This is a genomic window from Paenibacillus sp. BGI2013 (assembly GCF_002843485.1).
GTDB lineage: Bacteria > Bacillota > Bacilli > Paenibacillales > Paenibacillaceae > Paenibacillus > Paenibacillus amylolyticus.
Window position 1 is genome coordinate 94,542 of the sequence record NZ_PJFA01000017.1, and the last position, 24,162, is coordinate 118,703.

General features: G+C 44.4%; 31 protein-coding genes. 30 read left to right on the forward strand and 1 reads right to left on the reverse strand.

Annotated features, from left to right (window positions below):
• Positions 1-23 precede the first annotated feature (23 nt).
• The 24 genes from CXK86_RS28295 to CXK86_RS28410 all read left to right on the forward strand — a co-directional run bounded on the left by CXK86_RS28295 (position 24) and on the right by CXK86_RS28410 (position 16,496).
• Positions 24-863 (forward strand): P-loop NTPase family protein, encoded by an 840-nt coding sequence (locus CXK86_RS28295; protein ID WP_076252601.1) that lies wholly within the window; start codon positions 24-26, stop codon positions 861-863.
• 220 nt (positions 864-1,083) lie between these two features.
• Entirely contained in the window at positions 1,084-1,575 is a 492-nt protein-coding gene (locus CXK86_RS28305; RefSeq protein ID WP_076252599.1) for an NUDIX hydrolase, read from the forward strand.
• Positions 1,576-1,589: 14 nt separating this feature from the next.
• Positions 1,590-2,159: a histidine phosphatase family protein gene (locus CXK86_RS28310; protein ID WP_076252597.1), complete on the forward strand. Its 570-nt coding sequence runs from the start codon at positions 1,590-1,592 to the stop codon at positions 2,157-2,159.
• 95 nt (positions 2,160-2,254) lie between these two features.
• Positions 2,255-2,770 carry a nucleoside deaminase gene (locus CXK86_RS28315; RefSeq protein ID WP_036610381.1) on the forward strand — a complete coding sequence of 172 codons (516 nt, stop codon included), beginning with the start codon at positions 2,255-2,257 and terminating at the stop codon, positions 2,768-2,770.
• Between the two features lie 27 nt (positions 2,771-2,797).
• Positions 2,798-3,340 carry a GNAT family N-acetyltransferase gene (locus CXK86_RS28320; protein ID WP_076252595.1) on the forward strand — a complete coding sequence of 181 codons (543 nt, stop codon included), beginning with the start codon at positions 2,798-2,800 and terminating at the stop codon, positions 3,338-3,340.
• 77 nt (positions 3,341-3,417) lie between these two features.
• Positions 3,418-4,311: a PhzF family phenazine biosynthesis protein gene (locus CXK86_RS28325; RefSeq protein WP_076252593.1), complete on the forward strand. Its 894-nt coding sequence runs from the start codon at positions 3,418-3,420 to the stop codon at positions 4,309-4,311.
• A gap of 40 nt (positions 4,312-4,351) precedes the next feature.
• Positions 4,352-4,804, forward strand: coding sequence for a GNAT family N-acetyltransferase (locus CXK86_RS28330; RefSeq protein WP_340389773.1), 453 nt, complete (start codon positions 4,352-4,354; stop codon positions 4,802-4,804).
• A 53-nt stretch (positions 4,805-4,857) separates the two neighbouring features.
• The gene (locus tag CXK86_RS28335; RefSeq protein WP_076252591.1) at positions 4,858-5,697 is read left to right on the forward strand and encodes a GNAT family N-acetyltransferase; all 840 of its coding nucleotides are present in this window, start codon (positions 4,858-4,860) and stop codon (positions 5,695-5,697) included.
• 23 nt (positions 5,698-5,720) lie between these two features.
• Positions 5,721-6,311 (forward strand): HD domain-containing protein, encoded by a 591-nt coding sequence (locus CXK86_RS28340; protein ID WP_076252589.1) that lies wholly within the window; start codon positions 5,721-5,723, stop codon positions 6,309-6,311.
• 45 nt (positions 6,312-6,356) lie between these two features.
• Positions 6,357-6,812: an NUDIX hydrolase gene (locus CXK86_RS28345; RefSeq protein WP_076252587.1), complete on the forward strand. Its 456-nt coding sequence runs from the start codon at positions 6,357-6,359 to the stop codon at positions 6,810-6,812.
• A 36-nt stretch (positions 6,813-6,848) separates the two neighbouring features.
• Positions 6,849-7,148 (forward strand): HIT domain-containing protein, encoded by a 300-nt coding sequence (locus tag CXK86_RS28350; protein WP_306068593.1) that lies wholly within the window; start codon positions 6,849-6,851, stop codon positions 7,146-7,148.
• Positions 7,149-7,324: 176 nt separating this feature from the next.
• Complete coding sequence (locus CXK86_RS32350; protein ID WP_162158967.1) at positions 7,325-7,483, forward strand: hypothetical protein; 159 nt, start codon at positions 7,325-7,327, stop codon at positions 7,481-7,483.
• A gap of 108 nt (positions 7,484-7,591) precedes the next feature.
• Positions 7,592-8,371 (forward strand): hypothetical protein, encoded by a 780-nt coding sequence (locus CXK86_RS28355; protein ID WP_076252586.1) that lies wholly within the window; start codon positions 7,592-7,594, stop codon positions 8,369-8,371.
• Between the two features lie 137 nt (positions 8,372-8,508).
• Complete coding sequence (locus tag CXK86_RS28360) at positions 8,509-9,189, forward strand: zinc dependent phospholipase C family protein (protein ID WP_101314949.1); 681 nt, start codon at positions 8,509-8,511, stop codon at positions 9,187-9,189.
• A 103-nt stretch (positions 9,190-9,292) separates the two neighbouring features.
• Positions 9,293-9,715 carry a YhfM domain-containing protein gene (locus CXK86_RS28365; RefSeq protein ID WP_076252582.1) on the forward strand — a complete coding sequence of 141 codons (423 nt, stop codon included), beginning with the start codon at positions 9,293-9,295 and terminating at the stop codon, positions 9,713-9,715.
• 27 nt (positions 9,716-9,742) lie between these two features.
• Positions 9,743-10,321 (forward strand): GNAT family N-acetyltransferase, encoded by a 579-nt coding sequence (locus CXK86_RS28370; RefSeq protein WP_076252580.1) that lies wholly within the window; start codon positions 9,743-9,745, stop codon positions 10,319-10,321.
• A 335-nt stretch (positions 10,322-10,656) separates the two neighbouring features.
• Positions 10,657-11,154, forward strand: coding sequence for a PH domain-containing protein (locus tag CXK86_RS28375; RefSeq protein ID WP_076252578.1), 498 nt, complete (start codon positions 10,657-10,659; stop codon positions 11,152-11,154).
• Entirely contained in the window at positions 11,151-12,713 is a 1,563-nt protein-coding gene (locus tag CXK86_RS28380) for a PH domain-containing protein (protein ID WP_076252576.1), read from the forward strand. The genes CXK86_RS28375 and CXK86_RS28380 overlap by 4 nt, the downstream gene beginning before the upstream one ends.
• An 82-nt stretch (positions 12,714-12,795) precedes the next feature.
• Positions 12,796-13,572 carry a Cof-type HAD-IIB family hydrolase gene (locus CXK86_RS28385; RefSeq protein ID WP_076252574.1) on the forward strand — a complete coding sequence of 259 codons (777 nt, stop codon included), beginning with the start codon at positions 12,796-12,798 and terminating at the stop codon, positions 13,570-13,572.
• Between the two features lie 109 nt (positions 13,573-13,681).
• Positions 13,682-13,852 (forward strand): YHYH domain-containing protein, encoded by a 171-nt coding sequence (locus CXK86_RS28390; RefSeq protein WP_101314950.1) that lies wholly within the window; start codon positions 13,682-13,684, stop codon positions 13,850-13,852.
• A 94-nt stretch (positions 13,853-13,946) separates the two neighbouring features.
• Entirely contained in the window at positions 13,947-14,408 is a 462-nt protein-coding gene (locus CXK86_RS28395; protein ID WP_076252572.1) for a GNAT family N-acetyltransferase, read from the forward strand.
• A complete protein-coding gene (locus CXK86_RS28400) occupies positions 14,395-15,057 on the forward strand; it encodes an HAD family hydrolase (RefSeq protein ID WP_076252570.1) in 663 nt (220 codons plus the stop codon). The genes CXK86_RS28395 and CXK86_RS28400 overlap by 14 nt, the downstream gene beginning before the upstream one ends.
• A 240-nt stretch (positions 15,058-15,297) precedes the next feature.
• Positions 15,298-15,825 carry an NUDIX domain-containing protein gene (locus tag CXK86_RS28405; protein ID WP_256720083.1) on the forward strand — a complete coding sequence of 176 codons (528 nt, stop codon included), beginning with the start codon at positions 15,298-15,300 and terminating at the stop codon, positions 15,823-15,825.
• Between the two features lie 14 nt (positions 15,826-15,839).
• The gene (locus CXK86_RS28410) at positions 15,840-16,496 is read left to right on the forward strand and encodes a DUF3298 and DUF4163 domain-containing protein (RefSeq protein WP_179087900.1); all 657 of its coding nucleotides are present in this window, start codon (positions 15,840-15,842) and stop codon (positions 16,494-16,496) included.
• Positions 16,497-16,796: 300 nt separating this feature from the next.
• Here the strand turns inward: CXK86_RS28410 and CXK86_RS28415 are convergent, their stop codons facing one another.
• The gene (locus CXK86_RS28415) at positions 16,797-17,954 is read right to left on the reverse strand and encodes a glycosyltransferase family 4 protein (RefSeq protein ID WP_101314951.1); all 1,158 of its coding nucleotides are present in this window, start codon (positions 17,952-17,954) and stop codon (positions 16,797-16,799) included.
• 429 nt (positions 17,955-18,383) lie between these two features.
• Between CXK86_RS28415 and CXK86_RS28420 the strand changes: the two genes are divergently transcribed.
• The 6 genes from CXK86_RS28420 to mngB all read left to right on the forward strand — a co-directional run bounded on the left by CXK86_RS28420 (position 18,384) and on the right by mngB (position 24,128).
• Positions 18,384-18,953, forward strand: coding sequence for a DMP19 family protein (locus tag CXK86_RS28420; RefSeq protein WP_101314952.1), 570 nt, complete (start codon positions 18,384-18,386; stop codon positions 18,951-18,953).
• A gap of 28 nt (positions 18,954-18,981) precedes the next feature.
• Positions 18,982-19,266, forward strand: coding sequence for a hypothetical protein (locus tag CXK86_RS28425; RefSeq protein ID WP_144029841.1), 285 nt, complete (start codon positions 18,982-18,984; stop codon positions 19,264-19,266).
• Positions 19,267-19,501: 235 nt separating this feature from the next.
• On the forward strand, positions 19,502-19,957 hold the full coding sequence (locus tag CXK86_RS28430; protein WP_101314954.1) for a PTS sugar transporter subunit IIA: 456 nt from the start codon (positions 19,502-19,504) through the stop codon (positions 19,955-19,957).
• Positions 19,957-20,274 carry a PTS fructose transporter subunit IIB gene (locus CXK86_RS28435; protein WP_101314955.1) on the forward strand — a complete coding sequence of 106 codons (318 nt, stop codon included), beginning with the start codon at positions 19,957-19,959 and terminating at the stop codon, positions 20,272-20,274. The genes CXK86_RS28430 and CXK86_RS28435 overlap by 1 nt, the downstream gene beginning before the upstream one ends.
• A gap of 29 nt (positions 20,275-20,303) precedes the next feature.
• Entirely contained in the window at positions 20,304-21,422 is a 1,119-nt protein-coding gene (locus tag CXK86_RS28440; RefSeq protein ID WP_101314956.1) for a PTS fructose transporter subunit IIC, read from the forward strand.
• Between the two features lie 27 nt (positions 21,423-21,449).
• Positions 21,450-24,128, forward strand: coding sequence for a mannosylglycerate hydrolase (gene mngB, locus CXK86_RS28445; protein ID WP_257468241.1), 2,679 nt, complete (start codon positions 21,450-21,452; stop codon positions 24,126-24,128).
• The last annotated feature ends 34 nt before the right edge of the window (positions 24,129-24,162 follow it).

A 24,162-nucleotide genomic window follows, 5' to 3' on the forward strand; every position in this document is an offset into this window, starting at 1 on the left:
ACAACCTAAAGGATGATGTAATGATGGATAGGCGATTAATACTCATTGAAGGGTTACCGGGTTCAGGCAAATCAACGGTTGCCAAAATGGTATCCGAAATTTTGATAGGACAAGGCAAAGAGGTACAACTATTTCAAGAAGGGAACCTGGATCACCCTGCTGATTACGAGGGCGTATCTTTTTATTATGCAGGAGACTTCGAGGCTTTATTGGGCACGCATGAAGATTACAGAGAGGTTCTGGAAAGCAATGCGATTGCCTATGATCAAGGCTTCCTGATTCCATACCGTAAGATGAAAGAGCAATGGGGAATAGAGCTTCCCGATCACATTGTACAGGATATTTTCAGACGAGATATTTACGAAATTCCTTTTGAGCAAAATGTTAAGCTGATCACCAGGAAGTGGCAAGATTTCTCCCAAAACGTGTTAAGAACGAATGATGACTGCATCACGATATTTGAATGTTGTTTTATCCAGAATCCACTAACCATGGGTCTTGTAAAATGCAATCAATCCAAAGAGCAAAACGTGCAGTATGTATTGGAACTTGGGTGTATCATTCATGCTCTGAACCCGCTTCTCATCTATATCGACCAGAAAGATATATCCTATACATTTGATAAGGCGGTTAGTGAAAGACCAAAAGAATGGTCAGAGGGATTCATTAATTACTATACGAACCAGGGTTTGGGGCAGGCACAGGGTTATCAGGGTGTTGAGGGTACGGTACAGGTTTTGCAGGAAAGAAAGAAGCTGGAGTCCGAAATCTATGGGTTACTTCAGATGGATAAGGTATGGCTGGATAATTCGGATTATGACCGCGAGGCTTGTAGGCACAAGCTAGAAAAGATTCTGCAGTAACCTTAATGAAATACGAATACATACCGGAGGTCAGTTTTATGACATTTTATGGAGTAGCCTTAATTGCAATAACCGCAATCTTAATTATTATCGGTGTTCGAAGCAAACGGAAAGTAATTCTTAGATGGGGCATAGCCAGTTTAATTTTATTGCTCGTACTCATCATTCCCTCATTCATCATGGGATTCATGGACGGATTTGCTGATGGATGGTCAGCGAGATGACCACTGCAGATAACAATAATGTATCGTATGAACAAAATAACAACAAATTCAACTTCCGTGTGGCAGGTATTGTGATGGATGCGGGAAGAGTTCTTTTGCATACGACTGAACAGGATGATTTCTGGAATCTGCCCGGAGGTCGGGTGAAATTAAACGAGACAACAGAAGCGGCTATTGTACGAGAAATGATGGAGGAACTGGGTGTTCATGTAGAAGCGGAAAGGCTCGCATATGTTAGTGAAGATTTCTTTGAATATGATGGCCTGAAGTATCATGAAGTTGGCTTTTATTATCTCATCACATTGCCGGAAGCCCATAAACTATATAGTGAAACTGAATTCAAAGGTCTAGAGGATAACGGTAAGTTAATCTTCCGATGGTTTTCCTTGGACGAACTGGAGCGGATGGAAGTATATCCTGTGTTTTTGAAAAAGGAACTGACTAACCTTCTTGATGCAAAAGGCATCAAACACTTCATTCAGAAATAGAGGAATAGGTGCCTATGGACATTACATTTATTCGTCATGGTCATGGCGAACACTTGATGGATTACCCAAATCAATTAAATTGTCAGCATCCGGGCCTCACTGAATTGGGAAAAAGTCAGGTTATAGCGTTGCGTAAACAAGTGGTTTTTGCGCCTGAAGACGTCATTTTGGTTAGTCCAACGAAACGTACTATTGAAACAGCACAACTCCTAACCCCTAACAAAAATCTTGTGTTCTTCAGCCCGCTGGTTGGCCCAAGAATGTTTCTTCAGAATCCAGAGTTTGTACCTTTCGTCTGTGATCAGATCTATTCCAAGGAAGAGTTCAGCCATCAGTATACTGACATAAGAATGCTTAATTTGGGGTTGGATTGTTGGGAAGAAAGTATTAATCAGATGGATGCAGATCGGTTCCAGATATTAGCTGAAAAGCTTCTTGAATGGTGCAGGCAACAGAGCGGCAATACGTTTATCATTTCACATGACGGTACGATATCGAACTACAGGATGTTACTCGGAGAAAAAGAGTTAACCAAAAGTGATTTTCTGGGTGAAGCCGGGCAGTACACAATCCGAAACGTTTAACGATTAAAGGTGATTCCGTCAATCTCTTCTATTACACATTGCACAAGGAGTCTGTTTTGTAGGTGGTCTATAACTGTACTTAGGGGGACTTTCAAATGAAGTTATCGGATTATGAATATTTAACTTTGGCTCTGGAAGAAGCAGAACAATCACTTATTGAAGGAACGTATCCGATTGGTGCGATAATCGTGGATGTGGATGGGATTGTCGTGAGTAAAGGCAGGAACCGAGTTTTCTCGGATTGCGACCCCACCGCACATGCTGAGGTGGATGCCATTCGTCGGGCAGGAAAACATTTGCTGGATGTAGAGAAGAAGAAATTCTCGAAGAAGAAAGACTTGACGCTTTATACTACCTGTGAACCTTGTCCTATGTGCTCTTGTACCATATTAATGTCGGGTATTAAAAAGATTGTATGGGCAGCGGATGATGAAGAATATGGCGGACTTCGACGTTTCAAGGAAGGGCCTCATTTTATCCATATGTTTGACACGTTATCCTGTGTTGCAGCACCCTATCTTGATCTGGAAAACAGACAGAGAGCTTTGCTCGCCAAATGGAATATTGGTAGAGGTGTGCTTAATACAGAGTGGGAGATTCCGAAGCAATGATCTTTTTTATAAAGGGGATGAATACACATGGAATTCGTGGGAGAGAAGGTAAGAATAACAACAGTCACAGAGCAGGACCTCGACTTCATATGTCAACTTGAATGTGACACAAATATATGGAGCTTTGAGGAAACTGTTGAAACGGATGAGGAAAAGGTCCGTGAGAAATATGGCAGCCATTTTGCTGTCGCAGATGAGAAACCGTATGCCTATGATTTTGTTATACGCCGCTTGAATGATCCGGAAGATACACCCATTGGTATTGTTCAGATGTGGAGTTATGTGGATTACCGAAAAAGCTGGGAACTTGGATACGGTGTGCTTTCGGAATACGCAGGCAACGGGTATGGGAGCGAGGCTACACATCTTTTGTTACAATTTGCGTTTCAAGAGTTACAAGCTCATAAGGTCGTCGGTATGTGCAATTCACAAAACGTTCGCTCAGCAGCACTGATGAAGCATGTGGGTATGACACGGGAGGCCGTCTACCAGGAAGAACTATGGTGGAACAATCAGTGGACAGACCAGTACTTTTTCTCGATTTTGGATAGAGAATTTAAGTCAGTCTAATAGGTACGGGAGGAAATAAGATGACTACGTTGGTTCTGTTGTGTTTCTCGTAAATTAGGGCAAAGGTGGTTATAACCATGGGGAGAATTACGGTTTATCATTATGATGCTTTCTCTACCGTTCCGGGTCAAGGTAACCCGGCAGGAGTGGTTTTTGATGCGGATCATTTCAGTGAGACGGAGATGCAGCAGATCGCTTATAAGGTTGGTTTTAATGAGACAGTATTTGTGTTGAACTCTGAAATAGCTGACGTCAGATTACGTTATTTTACACCGGGACATGAGATTAATCTGTGTGGTCATGCCACAATGGCATCACTGTATGGTTTGAAGACGCGTGGGATGTTAAGTGACAGCGAGTTAATCACAATTGAAACCAATGTAGGTACATTACCCATACGATTTGAGCGCAATGCCGACACCATTTACATGGAAATGAAACAGGATCAGCCGCAGTTTATACCATTCCAGGGGGATATCGAGAAGCTGGTAAGCGCCATCAATCTCACTCTGGATGATGTTGACCTTTCAACTCCAATCGTTTATGGAAGTACGGGAACCTGGACGGTATTAATCCCGATTCGTGATTTGAACTCTTTTATTAAAATGAAACCGGATTCTTCCCTGTTCCCTGAAATTTTAATTGAGAATCCCAAAGCTTCCCTACACCCCTTTTGTTTCAAAACCCGTGATTCCGATGCGATGATGCATGCCAGACATTTCTCTTCACCTTACTCTGGTACGACGGAAGATCCAGTGACTGGAACAGCCTCCGGGGTGATGGGTGCTTATTATTTAACCTATGTGAAACCAGAGATTGATGAGGTACAGTTTGTGATAGAGCAAGGGCATGAGATTGGAAGAGATGGAAAGGTTCAAGTGAGTGTGATTCGGGATGGTGAGGATATGGATGTCAGAATGAAGGGGACAGCTGTATTTGTGCGTGAACTAAACGTTGAATTGGACATTTGATCATATACGAAAGCAAAAAGCGCGAAGGGAGATTAACATTTTGCAAATTATTGATATTCGGCAGAAGCCGGACGTGATGCAAGAAGCAGTACAGTATTTCTGGAAACAATGGGGCTCGGAATCAAGCTTCCATTTCTATCGGGATTGTATAGAGCGTTCTGTGGATACAGAGAGTGATGTGCCAAGATTTTATGTGATGTTGGACGGAGACCGAATTGTCGGTGGGTACGCTTTGTTGCGAAGTGATCTGAATAGCAGGCAGGATCTCTTTCCCTGGTTTGCATGTCTTCATGTTGATCCAGAATATCGGGGCCGAAATCTGGGTGGACAACTTCAGACCCATGCATTAAATGAGGTGAAAGCAAAAGGGTATGACAAGCTGTATTTATGTACTGATCTGACTGATTATTATGAAAAAAATAACTGGGCCTATATCGGCAAAGGATATCTGCTCGATGATGAAGAGACGAGAATCTATGAATATACGATTTGATAGAGGTTACACACGCTTTATGGCTTTGTCTTGAATTCGGGAGGAATGAACCTATGATTACCGAGATTAATAAACATGATTTCCACAAAGTAAAACATCTCACGGACTCGTGTCAGAATATTGAAGTCAAGGCGGTGGCGTCTGGCTTGAACCCGGGACGGATATATGTAGATGATGCAGAGAATATCACAGCAGCTCTAATTTGGGTACATGGACAATCTGGTTTTCAGTTGATCGGAGATTCTCGAAGTGAACCCTTTTTGAATGAATTGAAAGAGTACATGCGGGAACGTATTGAACCTGAGTTATTGGACTTACATATGCATGCTGTTGAAATTGGTGTGGTGGACGAAGCCTGGGAAGATTTTCTTCGGCACATCTCCGGGAAAAGAGATATCTCCAGTGATATTCAGCATGTATTCAAGTTGAATCCAAATTCGATAAGTCAGCAAGCACCTCTCGACATATGTGCTTCACAGGACGAGAAAGTCAGAATTCTCAGGATAGATGAAGTACTATTAGGAGAGAAAAGATATAACAATTCTCCATTCCTGAAAGATAAAATATCTCACTTTTGGAAGACAATAGATGATTTTTTACAACATGGCTTTGGCTATATTGCAGTGCATAACGATGATATCGCGAGTGTTTGCTTTTCGGCATTTATCGCAGATCAGACACATGCGGTTGATATTGAAACGGTTGAAGTCTACAGAAGAAGGAATTATGGTGCGATGGTGGCAAAAGCTTTTGTGGAAGAATGCAGTCGTGTAGGTATACATCCGTATTGGGATTGTTCACCGGACAATACAGGCTCAATTCGTCTGGCAAAAGGTGTGGGGATGTCACTCGATTTTAACTATAGAGTTTACTGGTATGATCTATCCACATAGATGGGTATGAAGGAGGATGTGCTGTGAGCGAATCATTACAGGATCAGATTCACTTTCTCATTGAGATTGATAAACTCAAAACGATTGAACGAAAGACGAGAATTATGCACGGTGAGAGACTTGAAAATGATGCGGAGCATTCCTGGCATCTGGCGATGATGGCCTTGGTTTTGCAGAGTCATGCCAACAAGGATGTGGATATCCTCAAAGTCATTAAGATGCTTCTCGTTCATGATCTGGTCGAGATTGATGCCGGAGATACGTTCGCTTATGATACGGTGGGACACACGGATAAATATGATCGTGAACTCAAAGCAGCTCATCGGCTGTTTGGTATGTTGCCTAAGGAACAGGCTGAAGAACTACTCCAATTATGGTTAGAGTTTGAAGCAAAGCAGACGCCTGAAGCACAATTTGCCTCATCTCTGGATCGGTTGCAGCCTCTGATACATAATCATCAGAATGAGGGAGATACGTGGCAGAAATATAACATTACAAGTGATCAGGTATTAAACAGAAACCGTGAGATTGCGAACGGTTCCGAAACATTGTGGGAGTATGCGCAGCAGCTTATTCAGAAATCCGTAGATCAGGGAATCTTGACCAAATCATAAGGGTAGGTTTCACGTATGCACTTTGAAGATGGGGGAGAAGCATGGATGGGATATATCATGGAGCTAAGAAAACTGGTGGGCCCGCGTCCTCTAATTATGGCGGGCTCATGTGTACTCGTGTTCAACGAGGAAGGTCACCTGTTGCTACAAAAACGTACAGATAGCTTGGATTGGGGGACACTTGGGGGATCCATGGAACCCGGGGAGTCTTTGGAGGAAACAGCTGCGCGGGAATTGTATGAAGAGGCCGGACTGAGAGCGGAATCATTCAAACTCATTAGCATTTTTTCAGGTGAGGACATGTACTATCAGTATCCACATGGTGATGAAGTTTACAACGTCATGGCTGTTTATGAAGCTTCAGGTATCAAGGGCAGCCCAACCATTTTGGATGATGAAGGGCTGGAACTCCGATATTTTGATCTGAATCAGCCGATCCCTGAGATCAATCCGTTTACGGAATATGTGTTGAAGAAGGCAGGATATATTAGAACTCACTAGTAAGAGGAGGGTATGTTATGACGCAGGACTTCTATTGTGAGTGGTAAAATTCAAGTCAAAGTTGTCATGGAAACAAATAACGTTATGGCTTATCACCATACCCGACCATACTACGAACACCATATCGTGGTGATTCCCAAGATTCATATTCAGTCCTTCATTTCAGAAGAGGAAGAGAATAATGATGAACTACTCTTAGAAATGATGCGTGTCATTAAAAAGATTGCTGCTGACTTGTTAGCTCAGACAGGCTCGTCGAAGATTATAACTAACTTGGGCAGTTATCAAGACTCGAAGCATCAGCATTGGCATATAGTCAGTGGTGAGCGAACTTAGGAAACTGTATACCAGATTAAAAAACTTCCACCGTTCACATACGGATGTGGAAGTTTTTTTGTTTTGAAACAATAAGCATACCTAACAACTCTCACATCTACCAAAAAAGTTAACTAAGGAAAAATATGCTAGAATAGGGAGTGATGATTTAAAAGGGTAAAATAGGAGGAATTATAATGATGGTTGGTTCTATAGTTACGATATTTGCAATGTTGATTAATGTGTTGTTATATGGACTGGGCGTGTATGCGCTGATCTTGTTTATTAAGCTGGCCCGGCGTGGGATTCAGGCACTGGATATCTACCTGTATGAGAAACGGGGAGAGCGTTTTTAACGTTCACCATCTCACACTCGAACAGAATTATCATTTTTCTCTCAGTGTTTTATCTTTCCTGATCTAGTATGATTAACGCATCAATCCAGTAAAGAGAGGGTTAATGACATGGATGCTTTTTTAGAGCAAATTAACAAGTTAAACGAGCTTCAGAAAGACTTGGTTAGCATACATCCTTTGTTTGCAGAACATTATCCAGTGGTTGTAGCCTATGAAGCTTTATTATATATCTATGATTATTCGTCCAAAACGCAACAATATGAGTGGGTGAAGACGGTACCGGACGATTTATATATTCCAGATGAATGCCTTGCTGCGATGCCGGTGCATCATATGAACGGACGAATGTGTGCGATTGTAACGGATACAGCGTTCAAAGATCTGGAGCAGAAAGTTTATCTGTTCCACGAATATGTTCATTGTTATATATATGAGAAATATGATGAGCGGATCGTCAACCGTCTTCAAATTAAGCATAAAATGGACGAGCTGAAGCGCGTAACATGGGAACTGGATTATGAATTTCCGTACGAAGATGAAATCGTTGTGGAGCGGATAAACTCATTGTTGTCAGCTTTGAAGAGTAAAGACCTGACGCAAGTACACACAGCTAGAAAGGCGTTGTTCACTTCATTAAATGAAGAACAAGCCGAGTATTGGAGCTGGTTGGAGTGGAACGAGGGTTACGCGCGTTATATTGAGAATCTGATTCGGGCAAAATTCGGGCAGGAAAGCAATCATATGGGAGACACTGCTCCGTTTAACCGCTTGATGTTCTATGAGTGTGGGTCGGAATATATTAGTCTGCTTGTGAAGGAGCATCCGGAGTACCACACGGATCTGGAGCAACTGTTTGACCGCATGCAAGTGGAGAGAATTCAGGGTTAATCACGCATCTACGGTGAAAAAAAGGTGGAACCTAGCGAAGTCTCACTATTCCAGTGATCTGCGTTGCACCAGTAGGTTATATCGTTTCTTTTTATTAAGTATAGTAGAATACTTCCCGATAAAAGGAGATCAACTCTATGCCGTTACCTATGGTTCATCTCAATATTGCTAATCTGATTGCAGACTCGCTGCAAATTCAGGCTGATCGAGGTTCATTATATCTGGGGAATATCGCCCCAGATTCCATACATATGCGCGAAGGTACAACCAGAGATGATAAGGAATACACCCATTTCAACCCAAAAGATGATGGAGATTACGTTGGTGAATTGAAGGATCTTTACTCATTCTATATGCAACAACTTACCGATGAAGGATGGAAGTGGTTTGTGCGAGGATACTTTATGCATGTGCTAACAGATTATTACTGGTTCCGTAGTGTGCATCCCGAATTCGTCGAACGGGTCAACAAGGTAGATCAACATATAGGCAGTAGCAGATCGAAGGATGAACTAGCGCGTTTATATTACCAGGAGACGGACCAGATCGATTTCAATCTCTATCAAGGTTCGAGTTGGAGCGAAGAGGTATGGCAGGTGCTCAACAGTTCACCAGGTTATGACATGACGGGTCGTTTAACTGCTGATGAGATTGTGCGCTGGCGGGACCACACGTTTTCTTTTCTTAATGGGGAAGAACCGGGAATTACTCCTGAGTTCATCACGGGTGAGAGAGTTCAGGTATTTGTGGAAGAGACCGTAGAGCAACTGATAGCTATGTTGTCTTCATGGGACCCGGAGTTACGTAACTTGATATGAATATAGATAGTTAGTGCAGTTGAGTCATTTCATTATATACTGTATTTATTACTTCTCTACTCATTACTAGTTTATTTAATACTAAGTCAGGGAGGCACGCAGTATGGTGAAATATGTAGGAGTGTTGCTCGTATTTGTCATTGCCACGTTCATTGCAGGGTGCAGTAAACCGAATGAATCGAACGCGGAAGAGGGGCTTCCTCTGTTGATCACCTTAACGTGTAATCCAGACCTCACCTTGGAACCATGTCAAGATGTTGAGTTTGATCGATCTGATGAGATACGGATCGTGATGGAGGCAATACATAAGGCAGAGCGTATGCCGGGTATTCTCAATTATAGTGCACAGTACGACATGAGCATAACAAATGCGGACAGCTCGATAACACGGTATGATTTTTCATTAGGAATGGATCCCAAGATGCAAGGCCTGTTAGTAAACCTTGAAGACACGAACACTGGATATAGCATTCCTCTTGAGGATTCGAATCAACTAAGAAGGCTGATTCAGCGACGTACAGATTAAGAAGGTATATGGGACGGAGAAGAACCTGTGGATGACAAAATTACCATTGAACCTTTGACGCGATCGGATGCAGATGGAGTGTATCAGGTGTTCGAGACAACCATCCCCGCAGCATTTGATCAGGAGGGAATAGGCTCGCTTCTGGATGATATTCAGGGTGAAATAACACACAAAAAAGTGATGATTCGCAAGGCACTGCAAGCAAAGGACAACATCGAAGCAAGTGTATTTTTCCTCGTCGCCAAAATGGGAGATGTTATTGTAGGCACAATCTCGTATGGACCGTGTGGTAAGGAGATTCGAGAATGTACAGAGGGCCGGCTGAACGATACCGGAGAACTGGGTAGCCTGTATGTGTTGCCCGAGGTTCAAGGACAGGGGGTTGGTTCGGCGCTCATTCTTGCACTGGTTAGTGAACTGCAACGGCTGGGAATTCAGCAATTCTGCCTGGATAGCGGTTACCAGATCGCACAGAAGAAGTGGCAACGCAAATTCGGTGAACCCTATGTGGTGGCGAACAACTATTGGGGCGAAGGAACAGATCATATGGTTTGGCTGTGTGAAGTACAGGATTTTATAGAGGTTGTTCAAAAAGCCCGCTTTTGATTACGAAGGATGCCTAGTGGCATCATCAGCATCGAATATGGAATTCAGCCGAAATAAGCGGGAGGCTTACGAAGTATGTTTCCTGAGGAAACATTGTAGTTGCTCACGTAGTTTTCCCTACGCTCCGCTACTCCATTTCTAGCTTCATCCCATCTTCTCGGTACTGAAAACCAGTCTTTTTGAACATGCACTAAAGTAAAATGAAATGAACAAAAGAGATGACGACCTGTATTGTATAGGGGTCATCTCTTTATCTTTTTGCATCGATCGTGGACGATTGTTCGTACATTGTATCATGTGGTTTTTATGTACCCGAGGAAAAAAGGAGTGAACATATGTCAATTCAGTGGAATACACCCGAGCAACGGTTATCTCCTCATGCAGTAAACCTGTGGAGAATTAGCGCCATCATATGGAATGCAATAGGTTTCCTGATCCTTGCCGTACTGTTAATACTCGACTCCATCTATGGATGGAAGACGTGGATTGGGTGGTTGTTGTGGGGCGTTACGGCCATATCTGTGCTCTATGCGGTGTGGGATATTTTCATCCAGCCTTCATGGTTATACAAGCATTGGTACTATGATGTGAATGAGGAGTTCCTGCAACTGAAGCGTGGGGCGCTAACCAAGGTACATCAGATCATCCCCATGGCGAAAGTGCAATCGGTTACAACAAATCAGGGACCTTTAATGCGAAAATATGGACTCTATTCCGTATCGGTTGGCACGATGGGTTCATCGCATGAAATCCCGGCATTGCCAGAGGAAGTCGCACTTGCACTCCGTCATCAGATTGCGTCCTATGCGCGGATTAATGAGGTGGATGAATGATCGATATGAAGCGACATCATCCATTAACCATGCTGTGGAGCTTGTGGAAACGGGTAAAGAATTGGTTCGCTATCGTCCTTTTTTTGTTTGTTTTCCGTCAGGGCTCGGAGTCCCAATGGATATTCTATGGAAGAATCGCTTTTTATGTAGGTGTCTCCATTAGCATCCTGTCCATGATCCTGAAGTGGTTCACCTCGCGTTATGTAGCAGACGATACAGCCTTTCATATCTATAGTGGTGTGTTTAACCGTACCCGAAGAACGATACCTTATACGAAGGTCCAGAATGTGAATCGTCATACAACGTTGTTTCATCGGTTATTCAGGGTGACGTCGATTCGATTCGAGACCGGAATTAAGGGAGAAGATGCTACCTTTCAGTTACACGTTGTTTCACTTTCCGAAGCGGAACAGCTGGAGAAGATTGTAGCAGGTCATATGGCTGAAGAAGCAAAAACAGTAGGAGCAACAGAGGAACATGATAGGTTGGATGCAGTTCAGGTTATGGAAGAGGGAGAGGCGCAATCCGAACCTTTTATAACTGATGAAGTCATGTCTCTGCCTGCAAAAGAAAAACAGGAACGGGTTGTTCATTATCATTCCACCCGCAAGGACATATTCAAAGCATCCTTTACCTCGCTCAGCTTTCTCGTACTGATTCCGGTCCTGGCTACGCTCTATTCCTGGGTGAAGGACTTCTTCCCTGATGAAGAAGTAACGGAAAGTTTGTTATTAACCTGGCTTGATTCCTGGTGGATTGCCGGTTTGATGATTTTAGTTTTATTGATTATATCTATTGCTCTGGGCATAGTCAGAACCTTCGTAAAGTATGGTAATTTCCAGATCACCTCGGATGCCAAACGGATCTATATCTCGAAGGGCATGATGGAGCAAACGTCATTTTCAATCCTGAAAGAGCGAGTCCAGGCCGTGAAAATTACACAGTCACCGATGAAAAGGCTGCTTGGATTAGCGGAAGTAGAACTGACCACTGCAGGTAGTCTGGGGGAATCCGAGCAGGAGGTGAACTCGCTCTATCCTTTCTTGCCTGTGAAGCAAGCCTATACCCTGATTGAGGAGATCCTGCCATCCTATCGGGTTACGCAGGAGATGGAAAAACTTCCACGAATATCACTATGGCTGCGCCTGCTCAAACCAAGCTGGGGGTGGATCATAATTACGGGTTTATTGTGGTATTTCAAACCATTGGTGTTTGGGCAGAAACATGCCTGGTGGGTGATTTCCGCGATTCTGCTCGTGTGGATTGCAACATGCAGAGTGATGGACTTTTTCCATACCCGATACATTCTGCATCAGAATTTCATTCAACTTCGAACCGGTGCGCTCACTTCAACCCTCTTCATCTCCAAACGTGAGAAAGTCATCGAAGTGCAGATCACCCGTAATGTGTTACAGCGTTGGTTCGGTGTGGCTTCCATTCATACGGTAAACCGCGCCAAGCCAGTACTGCATCATCGGGCACATGACATTTCCCTGGATACGGCCAAATCATTTCAATCATGGTACATGGGTCGTACCCAAGATGTTCAGACCCGTTAATTGCAAGAGCAAGTGCAGGAAGACCACACAAGGTTATTCTGTGCTTGCTCTTTTTAATTGAAGACAGAGGAGGAAGTAAATTTTGATTAGAGCTGTATTCTTTGATGTGGACGGTACGTTGCTGAGCGAAATAGATCGGAGTTTATCACCGCGTACAGCTGAGTCGATCCGGGAATTGATTCGTAAAGGCGTTCAAGTTGTACTCGTCACAGGCAGGCCCTATAATTTATGCGAAGAATTCAGAAATCTCGGAATCGATACAATCATTTCGGCTAATGGGGCATTGATCAAAGCAGGTGATGAAGTGATACATAAGTCTGTACTTTCAGCACAGATGGTTAGAGCATTCAGTGAGTTTGCCGAGTTGCAGGGGCACAGTATTTCATATTTTACAGAGTCATTTGAGACGAACGGGTTGTGTACAACAGATGGTCGTGTTACTGACGCTTTAAGAGATACGCTTGGACTTATGGATTCCCCACAGAAAATCAGCATGTTGGAACAGGACGTATATTGCATTTGTTTATATGCGGATGAAGCGGAGACGGAGAAATTCCAATCCAGATTTCCTTCCTTACGATTCGTGAGATTCCATCCGTATGTAGTGAATGTGCTGGAAGCGAGCGAAGTCAGCAAATCTATAGCCGCAGAGAAAGTTCTCGACTACCTGAAGATATCCAGAGAGGATACAATGGCCTTTGGCGATGGGGAGAATGACGTGGATCTGCTAGTGTATGCGGGAATCGGAATTGCGATGGGAAATGGCGGAGAACGAATTAAACAAAGCGCCGATTATGTCACCCTGCGGGCAAGTGAAGATGGAGTCACCCATGCATTGAAGCAATTTAAGATTTTATGAGAATGGATCGGCTAAAAAGATGAAGGATATCCAAATTGTGGATTTTATTGTAGAATGATATAGCACGTATTAAGCCCTAAAGCATAGGGTGTTGATCGAAGGGTGACTTATGAAAAAGGTTGTTATCGTAATCCTGTCTCTTGTCGTACTTGTTGGTGTATCCTCTTCCGCTTATGCTCATCCAGGCAGACTGGATAAGAACGGTGGACATAACTGTTCAGCCAAATCCAAACAAAAGGGTCTGTGCACGGGTTATCACTTTCACAAAAAGAAAAAATGAGAATGAGCTGTACAAGATAAACCCGGCCATCGTTCAATGTATGGTTGGGTTTGCATGTGTACCATTGATTTAAAATGATGGAGGCGGTTACACCATGCAAATACAGGAGATATCGGTGTGGAATCATGACGATTTAGTGGCGATGCTGGTCGAAAGCTCCAGTGAGGGGTTCAGACATATCGAGCGATTAATCCATGAATATGAGACAGGAATCAATACATTCGAGCAAGAAGATGAAGCGCTTTTTGAATGCAGAGTGCACGATAAGGTGGTTGGGATCTGCGGTCTGAACAGAGATCCTTATTCTGAAGTGACTGATACCGGAAGAATTCGCAGGCTTTATGTGATGAGAGAATTTCGAAGACATGGGGTTGGGCGCAGGCTGATGGATGCGGTTATTCATAAAGCGGAAAAACATTACGCTCGACTGGTTCTGTACACGGATCAACCGGTTGCCGGCTCTTTTTATCGCGACTTGGGATTTAGAGAAGTGACGAGTATGGAGAAGATAACGCATGTACTAGAATTGGGGGAGAAGAAAGATGGATCATATTAAAGCCGTTATTTTTGATTTGGACAATACAATTCTGAACAGAACAATGACCTTTGACGGCTTCACGCAGAGTTTGATTAAAACCTATTTTGGTCACCTTGAGTCAACCGAAGATATAAGCAAACGAATTATTGAACTCGACCAGGATGGTTATAAGGACAAACCCCTTCTGTTCAACGAGTTGTTGAATGAACTGCCTTGGGCAGAGTATCCGCCACATGCAGAACTGATGGAGTTCTATGGCAGAGAGTATGTGCGAAGTTCAGTTCTGATGGAACAGGCGCGAGAAGTCGTTCAGCATCTTCGGGGGAAATATCAAACCGGGTTAATTACCAATGGGCAGACCGATATTCAGTATGGGAAGATCGATCAACTCGGTATCCGGGATGATTACGACCATATTATTGTTTCAGAAGAGGCTGGAGTCAAAAAGCCCGATCCACGCATATTTCAGCTTGCGCTAGATCATTTCGGTCTAAGCCCAGAGCAATGCATCTACATTGGCGATCATCCGGTGAACGATATTGAAGGAGCAGCAAGCGTAGGCATGAGCACCATCTGGATGAAGGTCAACCAGCCGTGGCAGGACAGGATTAAAACTAGTCCTTTACATACGATTGAGCATCTAAGTGAGCTAAAGGAATTGCTGTAGAAGGCGGTTATATAAATTGAATATAACATTTACACAAAACGTAGAGGACAGAAATAACCTGAAGAAGCGGAGCGGTCGCCTTTATCCCCGGATTTACCCTTTAGGAAAGGAATCAAAAAATCTGGGGATAACAGCGATCGGAAGGTTGTTCTGTCATCGGAGTGGCTAGTGTAAATATTCTTTAGTTCAGTTTAAATAGATAAAGACTCCTATAATCCCAGTTTGGAAAGCGAGGAACATATGGAAATTAGACAGATGGCTACAGCGTTTTTGAGCAATGGCTCAGACATGCTGATGATGAAGAAGGCGGGTAGCAGATTGTTTGATTTTGAATTCTGGGGTGGCATTGGCGGACATCTGGAACAAGGGGAACTGAACACACCCATGACCGCCAACTATCGGGAGATTGAAGAAGAGACCGGGTTCACGCAAGAGGATGTCGAACACTTTCGGCTTCGATATATTCTGTTGGAAGTTAACGGTGGTGAGATTTGGCAACAGTTTGTATATTTCGGAGAGACGACGCATCGACATTTTGTGCCCTCGGATGAAGGCGAGTTATTCTGGATACCACTGGATGAGGTGTTGGACTTAAATTCGTCTATTCTGATCAAAGCAACGCTTAGGCACTATTTACAACACCCAGGAGCAGAGGACATCTGGATTGGCAACGTTCAGAGCGGAACAGACCTAAAGAACACTCCACAGGTAATATGGAACAGAATGCAGGAAACGTTATCATTTGAGCCAAAGGGGGTTAATCGATAATGTTGAAATATAGAATGGAAAGAAAAAAATTGAGATGGATAAATTACCTGTTGATCACTGTACTGATTGCTATCATTCTTCCGAGTAGTCATGTGGAGGCAGGCAGCACGATTACAGTGAAAACGAAGGTCCAATATTACAAAGGACAGCCATACATACATCTAACAGGTGGTAATAAATCTGTGACGGATAAACTGAACAAGACATTTAAACTCCACGCAGTGAAAGCAGCTCGCCTGGACAAAGAAGAAAAGAAATCAAACAAAAAATATTTCTACATCACCATGGCCAGTGTAAAATACAATGCAAAAGAAAAGTTATCTGTGGTATATGAAGATCATGTGTACACTGGCGGAGCACATGGAATGGATGCGACAAAATCATATAACTATGATTTAAGAACGGGGAAAGAACTGAAGCTAAGCAAGTATGTTAAAGACGATACTCAAATGGAGAAAGTAGAGAAATCAATCTCCAACAGTCTATTAGCCATGTATAATGCAGGAGTTTCTATTTTTGAAGAAAATATTTATGATTTTCAGCTTGATCAAACATCTGAATTCTTTTTATATGACAAAGGTATCGTCATCCGATTCCACCCTTATGAGGTTGCACCCTACGCTAAAGGGTTTGTAGATATCAAAGTCCCGTTCAGTAAATTCAACCAATAGATTGTTTGTAATAAAAGGCATGATCCAGTTCAATGAGGTCATGTCTTTTTCTATTTATACAATCATTCAAAATACTCTAAATAATTTCAATAACTTCGGCTTCTATGTTTCTACATACGGAATAAATAGCTTAACCCATTCCAAGAAGGAGGTTTTGTTATGAAACGTATTGGAAACATGTTTCAGGCTGACCGTAGCAGAGTGTAAATGCTATGGCAGCCTGAACGAGCGAACCGGTTTAATTTAGCATAGGGCAGAGGCGGTGGTTATGGGTTGTTGGAAGAAGATGATTTCATAAAACTACGCTGTAATAATTCGATCTTTCGTTCGTCTATTCCGATGTTCTATAGCCTCCTCATAATCCCCGATCAGTGTATCAAAAATATGCTCCCACGACCGCTGCTCAGCCAGCTTTCTGCCTTCCAGTCCCATCATCCTCAATTGGTTCACGTGATTTCCCCAGAGACATATCTCCCGAATCAGTGCATCAGCCTGACCTGGCTCGAATAATACACCATTGCGGTGGTGGGATATCAGATCCTTTACACCTCCGGCATTGGCCGCCACTACAGGGAGTCCTGAAGCCATCGCTTCCAGTACCACATTGCCAAATGTCTCCGTAGAGGAAGGAAACACAAACAGATCTGCCGAAGCATACATAACAGCAAGTTCTTCGCCATGCATATAACCTGTAAAGGTGACATTGGGTGGGGATTGCAGACGCATTTTCGGGAGAGATGGGCCGTCGCCAACGATGATCCAGTGTACACGGGACTGCATTTCCTGGGGCAACTGCTGCATGGTAGTCGTGAGTGTAGCGATATCTTTTTCCGGGGCAATGCGTCCAACGTAGAGTAGAATAAGGGGAGCGGTGATGTGGTATCGTTCACGGATATCCGAGCTGCGTTTATCAGGGGAGTACAGGTTGCAATCAATCCCGCGAGACCAAAGTTTCAGACGCTGAATGCCTTGGGTTTGCAGGGTGTTTAACGTTTCCTGCGATGGAGTTAGGGTTGCATCACAGGCACGGTGGAACCACTGGATATACTTCCAGTAGAGAGGAATCATACTTTTCAACCGGTAGTATTCGAGATAACGATCGAAGTGGGTATGGTAGGAGACAACATGGGGAAGATGGTGTTTGAGGGCATACCTCAGACCAAGCAACCCCATATTAAAAGGTGTGGCGATATGCAGCAGATCGGGTTGAAAGGTTTGTAGCTGCTTGTGCGTGTCTGCTCTGTTGGGTAGAGCAATGCGGCATTCGGGATACAGAAAAAAAGGGATGTTGGCAACCGATCGGACTTGAGTCTCATGGCTTCCTTCAATGACGGAGTTCGGAGTAAACAGCAGATGTTCAATTCTTCTGCGGTTCAGATGGTTACTCAAGCGGTGGAGCGTGCCAGCAACACCATTGGTTTCCGGAAGATAGGTGTCTGTGAACAAGGCCAGGCGCATCATTACCCCTCCCAAGACTCGTGATGTCAAGATCATAACAGCGGAACATTTTCCAGAGGTCAAGTGCACGTTAACTTGACGATATTCCCTGTAAATTGTTAAAGGATATACTATACCAACTTCCATAAGTTCAACTTATATAGCGTATTCTGATATGATGTAATAACGTGTCGGCGTAGTTGAACTTGAAATTTACACGATAACGGAGAGGGCAGAAAAAAACTGAAGAAGCGGAGCTAAAAGCTTTCTGCAAGAAAGCTGCTTCGGAAGCTTACACTTCGCCTTTATCACCGGATTTTACCCTTTAATAAAGGGATTGAAAAAATCTGGGGATAACAGCGATCGGAAGTTTATTCTGACTGCGTAGTGGTCCAGTGTAAAAAACACGTTCAAACTATTTAGACAGAGAGATACAGGAGGCAGAGAAAGATGAACAAGTTACAAGAAGAATTGCAGGAGTTGTTACCACTTGATCAGCTTGAAGAGATCTCAGGTGAAGAAGTGGTGGGGAGTATTGCCATGGACCTTTATCGGGCTGAATTTGCGACGATTCGAGAAAGTGGGCCGGAACTTCCGCAAGTATTTAGAGATATCATTCTAATCATTGATCTGGATACCGAGCTGTCCATGAACGGGATGACCGGTTTCCTTGAGAATTCCAGCGGACAGTATCTGGGTGAGACGATAACAGCTATGGAGCGGATCGGCAATGATGCAGATGCCGTGATCCTGAAGAAGATAGAACAGTTATTGTCCAAAAGCGGCGTAACGCACGGGCAATTACGAGATAATGTGAATGGCCTGTCCGAAGATGACATCACGACAAGCCTGCAAACACACGGGGAACAGATTCATGAGGTATTACAGCAGATTGAACTGGAAGCCGCGAATTTGAGCATGCAATCGGATAACGAAGAAAGCTTTGACCTGCTGTATCAATATGTGGACGAAAATAAAGAACGTTTGAAACAGGAGATGCAGCACATCTTGTCTAATTGAGTTGGAAAGAGGAGGCAAAATGACAAGCATGAACAAACGATTAGCGATGGAATCCTTTTTGGTTACCTTGTTATTCATCATCGGTTTTGTAGCTTGGAATGTCGTTCAAGGCATGATCATGACCATGAATTATGTACCTGATCTTACGAACACCGCTTCTTCTGTTACCCCATTGCAATCCAAGATTGCTTTTGGAAGCCGTGTTCAATGGGATACAACATCTATGATTATGGCTGTTGCCGGATTTATTTTGCTAGCTGCAGCATATTACGGTCTTCGATCAGGAATGCAGCGTTGGACACAGCGTTCCTGATGTTTTATCCGCTTAGAGTCCAGGTTCTGTACTTACTTAAGCTGCCTTTGCAGCGCACCATTGAAACTCATTTACAACTGCCCTGAGTCTATTCGACTCAGGGTTTTTTACTATGGCTAATGTTTTTCCGCTTCGAAGGGGAAATTTTCTAGATCCAAGGTCAAGGAAGAATCCGTTACAATGATCTTGTAAGCGCTTATCGTTTTGGATAGAGAGAGGAGGAGAGACAGAGATCATGATTACAACCAATCAGATTTATCTCGATCAGACATTGCATAGTAAAGAGGACGTATTTGATTTTATATCTGCGGAGGCAGAGCGTTACAGCATCACTACAAACCGTGCACAACTTGCGGCTGATCTGTGGGAACGCGAACGTGTCTACTCCACGGGACTTCAGGATCACTTTGCGATTCCCCATACCCAGAGTGAAGTTGTAACACGTCCGGCAGTGATGGTCATTCGATTGCGGGAGCCCATTGATTGGGAATCTCATGACGGCAAGCCGGTAAAATTTATTTTTGCCATCCTTGTGCCTAAAGGTCATGTAGACGTATCCCATCTGCAAATCATCTCTTCACTTGCCACCTTACTGCTGGAAGATTCATTCAAAGAGGCCATCGTAGAAGCGGTGCAGCCGGAAGATGTATATACGTTGCTTCATCAATATACGGAAGGACTGGTGTCATAATGAAAATTGTAGGTGTAACGTCATGTATCGCAGGTCTCGCCCATACCCCGATGGCCGCCAAAGCATTGGAGAAAGCAGCTCAACAACTGGGATATGAGATCAAAGTGGAACAGCAGGGAGCCATGGGGCAAGTCAATAAGCTGACGGAAGAAGATATTGCAGCAGCGAATTTTGTTCTGATTGCAGCCGATCAAACGGTGAAGGACATGGATCGGTTTGGCGATAAAAAAGTCGTGCGTGTCAAAATTGGTCATGCCGTAAGTCAGGCAGAAGCGGTATTAACCAAAGCTGTCGAGGCAGTGAACGGACAAGCTTAACCCCACCTTCCACATGAGGAGAGAGTACGATGAGAAAATGGTTTGGTGAAGCAAAAACACATCTAATGACAGGTATCTCCTATCTGCTGCCGGTCATTATCGCGGGTTCCCTGGTCGTTGCCATCTGCAAAATTATCGCACTATCAATGGGCATTACTGATCTTGATCCGTACAAAGATGGAAGCGGATTCTTGCATATTTTATATCTCGTGCAAAATGTAGGATGGAGCGGTATTGGACTATTGACGATTGTCCTGTCCGGTTACATTGCCTACTCCATTGCCGACAAACCTGCGCTGGCCGCAGGTCTGATCGGCGGGGTGCTGGCACAGCAGACCAACGCCGGTTTCCTCGGCGCGTTGATCTCAGGCTTCTTTGCCGGATACATCACCTTGTGGGTCAAAAACAAAGTTAAGATTACAGGTCCGGCCGCTGGCTCGGTACCGTTAATTATTTTACCGCTGATTACCGTTGGTTTAACCGGATTTCTGATGGCGGTCATTCTGGGTGGCCCGCTGGGCGCGCTGAATGAGTATCTCATTGCTTGGGTTCAAAACATGAGCCAGAGTGGAACGAATACCGTTCTACTTGCCATTATTCTGGGCGCGATGATCGGATTTGATCTCGGTGGACCTGTCAACAAAGCGGCATGGATGGCAGGCAACGCCCTGTTCCTGTCCGGTGTCTATCTGCCGAATATTTTCATCAATATTGCCATCTGCATTCCGCCGCTTGGTTATGGTTTGGCAACATTGCTGATGAAGAAACGTTTTTCCAAAACCTATCAGGAAGCGGGAAAAGGTGCAGTGATTATGGGTGTGATCGGTATCACGGAAGGTGCAATTCCGTTCACACTGCGTAACCCTGCCAAAATGATTCTGGTCAACATGTTTGCCTGTGCAACGGGCGCTGCCTTGACTGCACTGCTGGGAGCACATATCATCATGCCACCAATTGGCGGCTTATATGGAGCTGTGTCAGTAGGTACCCCAATCGCGTACCTTGCCGGAGGCATTGTCGGCGCACTGATCGTGGCGGGTGGCACCATGTTGGTGAACTTCCGCGATGAAGAAGAGAAACAGCCTGCCAAGACTCAGGAAGCTTCAGTGAAGAAAAACGGGGAAGAAATAGAACTCGTTTTTGACTAAAAAAAGCATCTGGAGGGATATAGAGATATGAGTGAAAGAAATCGTACCAAAGTACATGTGATTCCACATACGCACTGGGACCGGGAATGGTATTTTACGACCTCCCGTTCCAAAGTGTATCTTGTCAAACACGTCAAGGAAGTATTGGATGCACTGGAGAATATCGATGGATTCCATTATTACCTGTTGGATGCACAGGGCTCGCTACTGGATGATTACATCCGCTGGTGTCCCGAAGATGAGGAACGGATCCGCCAACTGGTTTCAGCCAAACGACTGATGACTGGACCTTGGTATACACAGACGGATCAATTGGTTATTTCCAGTGAATCCATGGTCCGAAACCTGTATTATGGTATGAAAACAGCACAAAAGTACGGACATGCGATGAAGGTTGGTTATGTCCCGGATGCGTTTGGACAATCAGCACAGATGCCGCAGATCTATCGCGAGTTTGGCATTGAACGTTTCCTGTTCTGGAGAGGCGTATCAGATAATACGAATCCACATACCGAGTTTACGTGGGAAGGATCGGACGGCAGCCGTGTATTTGCTGTACAAATGCCATTCGGATATTACTACGGTGGTAACATTCCAGAGAATGAGGAAGATCTAATCCCTTATCTGGAGAAACAGATTGGTGCGCTGGAACGCAAAGCCTCGACCAAACATATCTATTTCCCTAATGGGTTTGACCAGGCGCCTGTCCGGTTGAACCTGCCGGAGTTGATTAAACGGTTCAATGCACTGGATACAGAACGCGAATATGTGATGAATGAACCGGAACGTTTTCTGGCGGAGATCGAAGCGGATAGTCAGGATCTGCCTGTACTTCGGGGTGAATTAATGGAAGCCAAGCACATGCGGATTCACAAGTCCATTTTTTCCACCCGTGCGGATCTCAAGCAACAGAATAACCAGATTGAGAATCTGATTGCTAACACGCTAGAACCTGTACTTGCCATTAGCCATTCTCTCGGGCATGATTACCCGCATCGCATTGTGGAGGACATCTGGAAGCTGTTGTTTGAGAATGCGGCACATGACAGCATCGGTGGCTGTAACAGCGATACGACGAATCAGGACGTTGCGTTTCGTTACAAACAGGCCTATGATATCGCACTCAATCTGCTCGACCTGCATATGCGGATGATTGCTTCAACGATACAGCAGAAGGAGACATTTGCGTTCACCCTGTTCAACACGCTACCGTATGTGCGAGGCGGGGTTACTGAGATTGAAGCTTATATTCCGGAAGAATCCTTTGTGATTCGGGATACGAAGGGGCGCGAGCTGGCCTACACCATTGTGGAAAAAGTAGATCAGACCGATTATGTGCTTGGACAACACATTGACCTGAATCCAAGTCGCAAAGTGCATCTGCCAGAACGCGTATATCGCGCCAAATTGCTGGTGGAACTGCAAGAGGTCCCGGCGATGGGTTACACCCAGATTGTTTTTGATTTCAGTCAGGGCGCTGCACCTGTCATTGAACGACGTAACGTGGACACGATTGAAAATGAACATTTCAGCATTGCGCTGCAAGCAAACGGCACCTTGCAAATTACAGATAAGCGATCTGGCCAAGTGTATGCGGATCAAATGGTCTTCGAAGATAACGGGGATGACGGAGATTCCTACAATTATTCTCCTCCCGAGCGGGATCTGATTGTTTCTTCGGCAGCCAGCCAGATGAGTGCGACGACCACCCAAACGTCTGTATCTCAGACACTATCCCTGCGTTTCACGCTGGATGTCCCCTACGATCTGGAAGAGCGCGCCGCAGGCATCACGTCGGGAGCATTGCCAATACAAGTGGAGATATCTCTTCGCAAAGGAGAGAATCTGATCCGTTTCCAGGTTCAGGTGCAGAATGAGGTGTTCAGCCACCGTCTGCGTGTCCTTTTTGATACAGGAATTGCTTCATCCCTATCCATTGCAGATCAACCGTTTGGAGTCATTGCTCGTCCAACCTCATTGCCAGAAGTGGAAGTATGGGAGCGCGAACAATGGCAGGAGAAACCGATCACTATTGAAGCGATGCAGAGTTATGCGGGGTTGAACAACGGTACGCATGGTATGGCTGTGATGACGGAAGGTGTACGTGAGTACGAGATTATTGGTGAGCAAATGGATACCATTGCCCTGACCTTGTTCCGTACTTTCGGTTTCATGGGTAAGGAAAACCTGTTGTATCGTCCTGGCCGGGCCTCCGGTGAGAAAATTGTGGCTACACCTGATGCGCAATTGCTTGGCAAGCTCTTCTTTACCTTTGGCCTGCATATCCAGGCTTCCGGATTCGACGAAGCGAATGTAGCTCGTGCTGCACGTGAATATTTGACACCGATCAGCAGTTATCAGCGATGCGACTTTTTGAACGGACGACTGATCTTTGCTTTCCGCGATGAGGCACTTGTTCTTGATACAGACTACAGCCTGATGTCGTTCAGCAACGATTCCAACGTGGTGTTAAGCAGTTTCAAGAAAGCAGAGCAGAGTGACGGATACATTGTACGTGTCTTCAATCCGTATTTGTCACAGTCTGCTAACGTGAACATGCACTTTAATCAACCTGTACATGCAGAGCGTGTATCTCTTGGTGAACAACCACTGAAGCCTCAGCAGAGGTTAACCGATGGAGAAGAGGTCGTTCGTTTGCCGGAACTCGCACATTGTAAATTGATGACGGTACTTGTATCGATATAAGGTGGGCTTTAGTTTGACACAATCCTGATAAGAA

Coding starts and splice junctions, on each gene's coding strand:
- CXK86_RS28295 (WP_076252601.1), top strand. CDS start 24: ATGGATAGGCGATTAATACTCATTGAAGGGTTACCGGGTTCAGGCAAA.
- CXK86_RS28305 (WP_076252599.1), top strand. CDS start 1,084: ATGACCACTGCAGATAACAATAATGTATCGTATGAACAAAATAACAAC.
- CXK86_RS28310 (WP_076252597.1), top strand. CDS start 1,590: ATGGACATTACATTTATTCGTCATGGTCATGGCGAACACTTGATGGAT.
- CXK86_RS28315 (WP_036610381.1), top strand. CDS start 2,255: ATGAAGTTATCGGATTATGAATATTTAACTTTGGCTCTGGAAGAAGCA.
- CXK86_RS28320 (WP_076252595.1), top strand. CDS start 2,798: ATGGAATTCGTGGGAGAGAAGGTAAGAATAACAACAGTCACAGAGCAG.
- CXK86_RS28325 (WP_076252593.1), top strand. CDS start 3,418: ATGGGGAGAATTACGGTTTATCATTATGATGCTTTCTCTACCGTTCCG.
- CXK86_RS28335 (WP_076252591.1), top strand. CDS start 4,858: ATGATTACCGAGATTAATAAACATGATTTCCACAAAGTAAAACATCTC.
- CXK86_RS28345 (WP_076252587.1), top strand. CDS start 6,357: ATGGGATATATCATGGAGCTAAGAAAACTGGTGGGCCCGCGTCCTCTA.
- CXK86_RS32350 (WP_162158967.1), top strand. CDS start 7,325: ATGATGGTTGGTTCTATAGTTACGATATTTGCAATGTTGATTAATGTG.
- CXK86_RS28355 (WP_076252586.1), top strand. CDS start 7,592: ATGGATGCTTTTTTAGAGCAAATTAACAAGTTAAACGAGCTTCAGAAA.
- CXK86_RS28360 (WP_101314949.1), top strand. CDS start 8,509: ATGCCGTTACCTATGGTTCATCTCAATATTGCTAATCTGATTGCAGAC.
- CXK86_RS28365 (WP_076252582.1), top strand. CDS start 9,293: ATGGTGAAATATGTAGGAGTGTTGCTCGTATTTGTCATTGCCACGTTC.
- CXK86_RS28375 (WP_076252578.1), top strand. CDS start 10,657: ATGTCAATTCAGTGGAATACACCCGAGCAACGGTTATCTCCTCATGCA.
- CXK86_RS28380 (WP_076252576.1), top strand. CDS start 11,151: ATGATCGATATGAAGCGACATCATCCATTAACCATGCTGTGGAGCTTG.
- CXK86_RS28390 (WP_101314950.1), top strand. CDS start 13,682: ATGAAAAAGGTTGTTATCGTAATCCTGTCTCTTGTCGTACTTGTTGGT.
- CXK86_RS28395 (WP_076252572.1), top strand. CDS start 13,947: ATGCAAATACAGGAGATATCGGTGTGGAATCATGACGATTTAGTGGCG.
- CXK86_RS28400 (WP_076252570.1), top strand. CDS start 14,395: ATGGATCATATTAAAGCCGTTATTTTTGATTTGGACAATACAATTCTG.
- CXK86_RS28405 (WP_256720083.1), top strand. CDS start 15,298: ATGGAAATTAGACAGATGGCTACAGCGTTTTTGAGCAATGGCTCAGAC.
- CXK86_RS28410 (WP_179087900.1), top strand. CDS start 15,840: ATGGAAAGAAAAAAATTGAGATGGATAAATTACCTGTTGATCACTGTA.
- CXK86_RS28415 (WP_101314951.1), bottom strand. CDS start 17,954: ATGCGCCTGGCCTTGTTCACAGACACCTATCTTCCGGAAACCAATGGT.
- CXK86_RS28420 (WP_101314952.1), top strand. CDS start 18,384: ATGAACAAGTTACAAGAAGAATTGCAGGAGTTGTTACCACTTGATCAG.
- CXK86_RS28425 (WP_144029841.1), top strand. CDS start 18,982: ATGAACAAACGATTAGCGATGGAATCCTTTTTGGTTACCTTGTTATTC.
- CXK86_RS28430 (WP_101314954.1), top strand. CDS start 19,502: ATGATTACAACCAATCAGATTTATCTCGATCAGACATTGCATAGTAAA.
- CXK86_RS28435 (WP_101314955.1), top strand. CDS start 19,957: ATGAAAATTGTAGGTGTAACGTCATGTATCGCAGGTCTCGCCCATACC.
- CXK86_RS28440 (WP_101314956.1), top strand. CDS start 20,304: ATGAGAAAATGGTTTGGTGAAGCAAAAACACATCTAATGACAGGTATC.
- mngB (WP_257468241.1), top strand. CDS start 21,450: ATGAGTGAAAGAAATCGTACCAAAGTACATGTGATTCCACATACGCAC.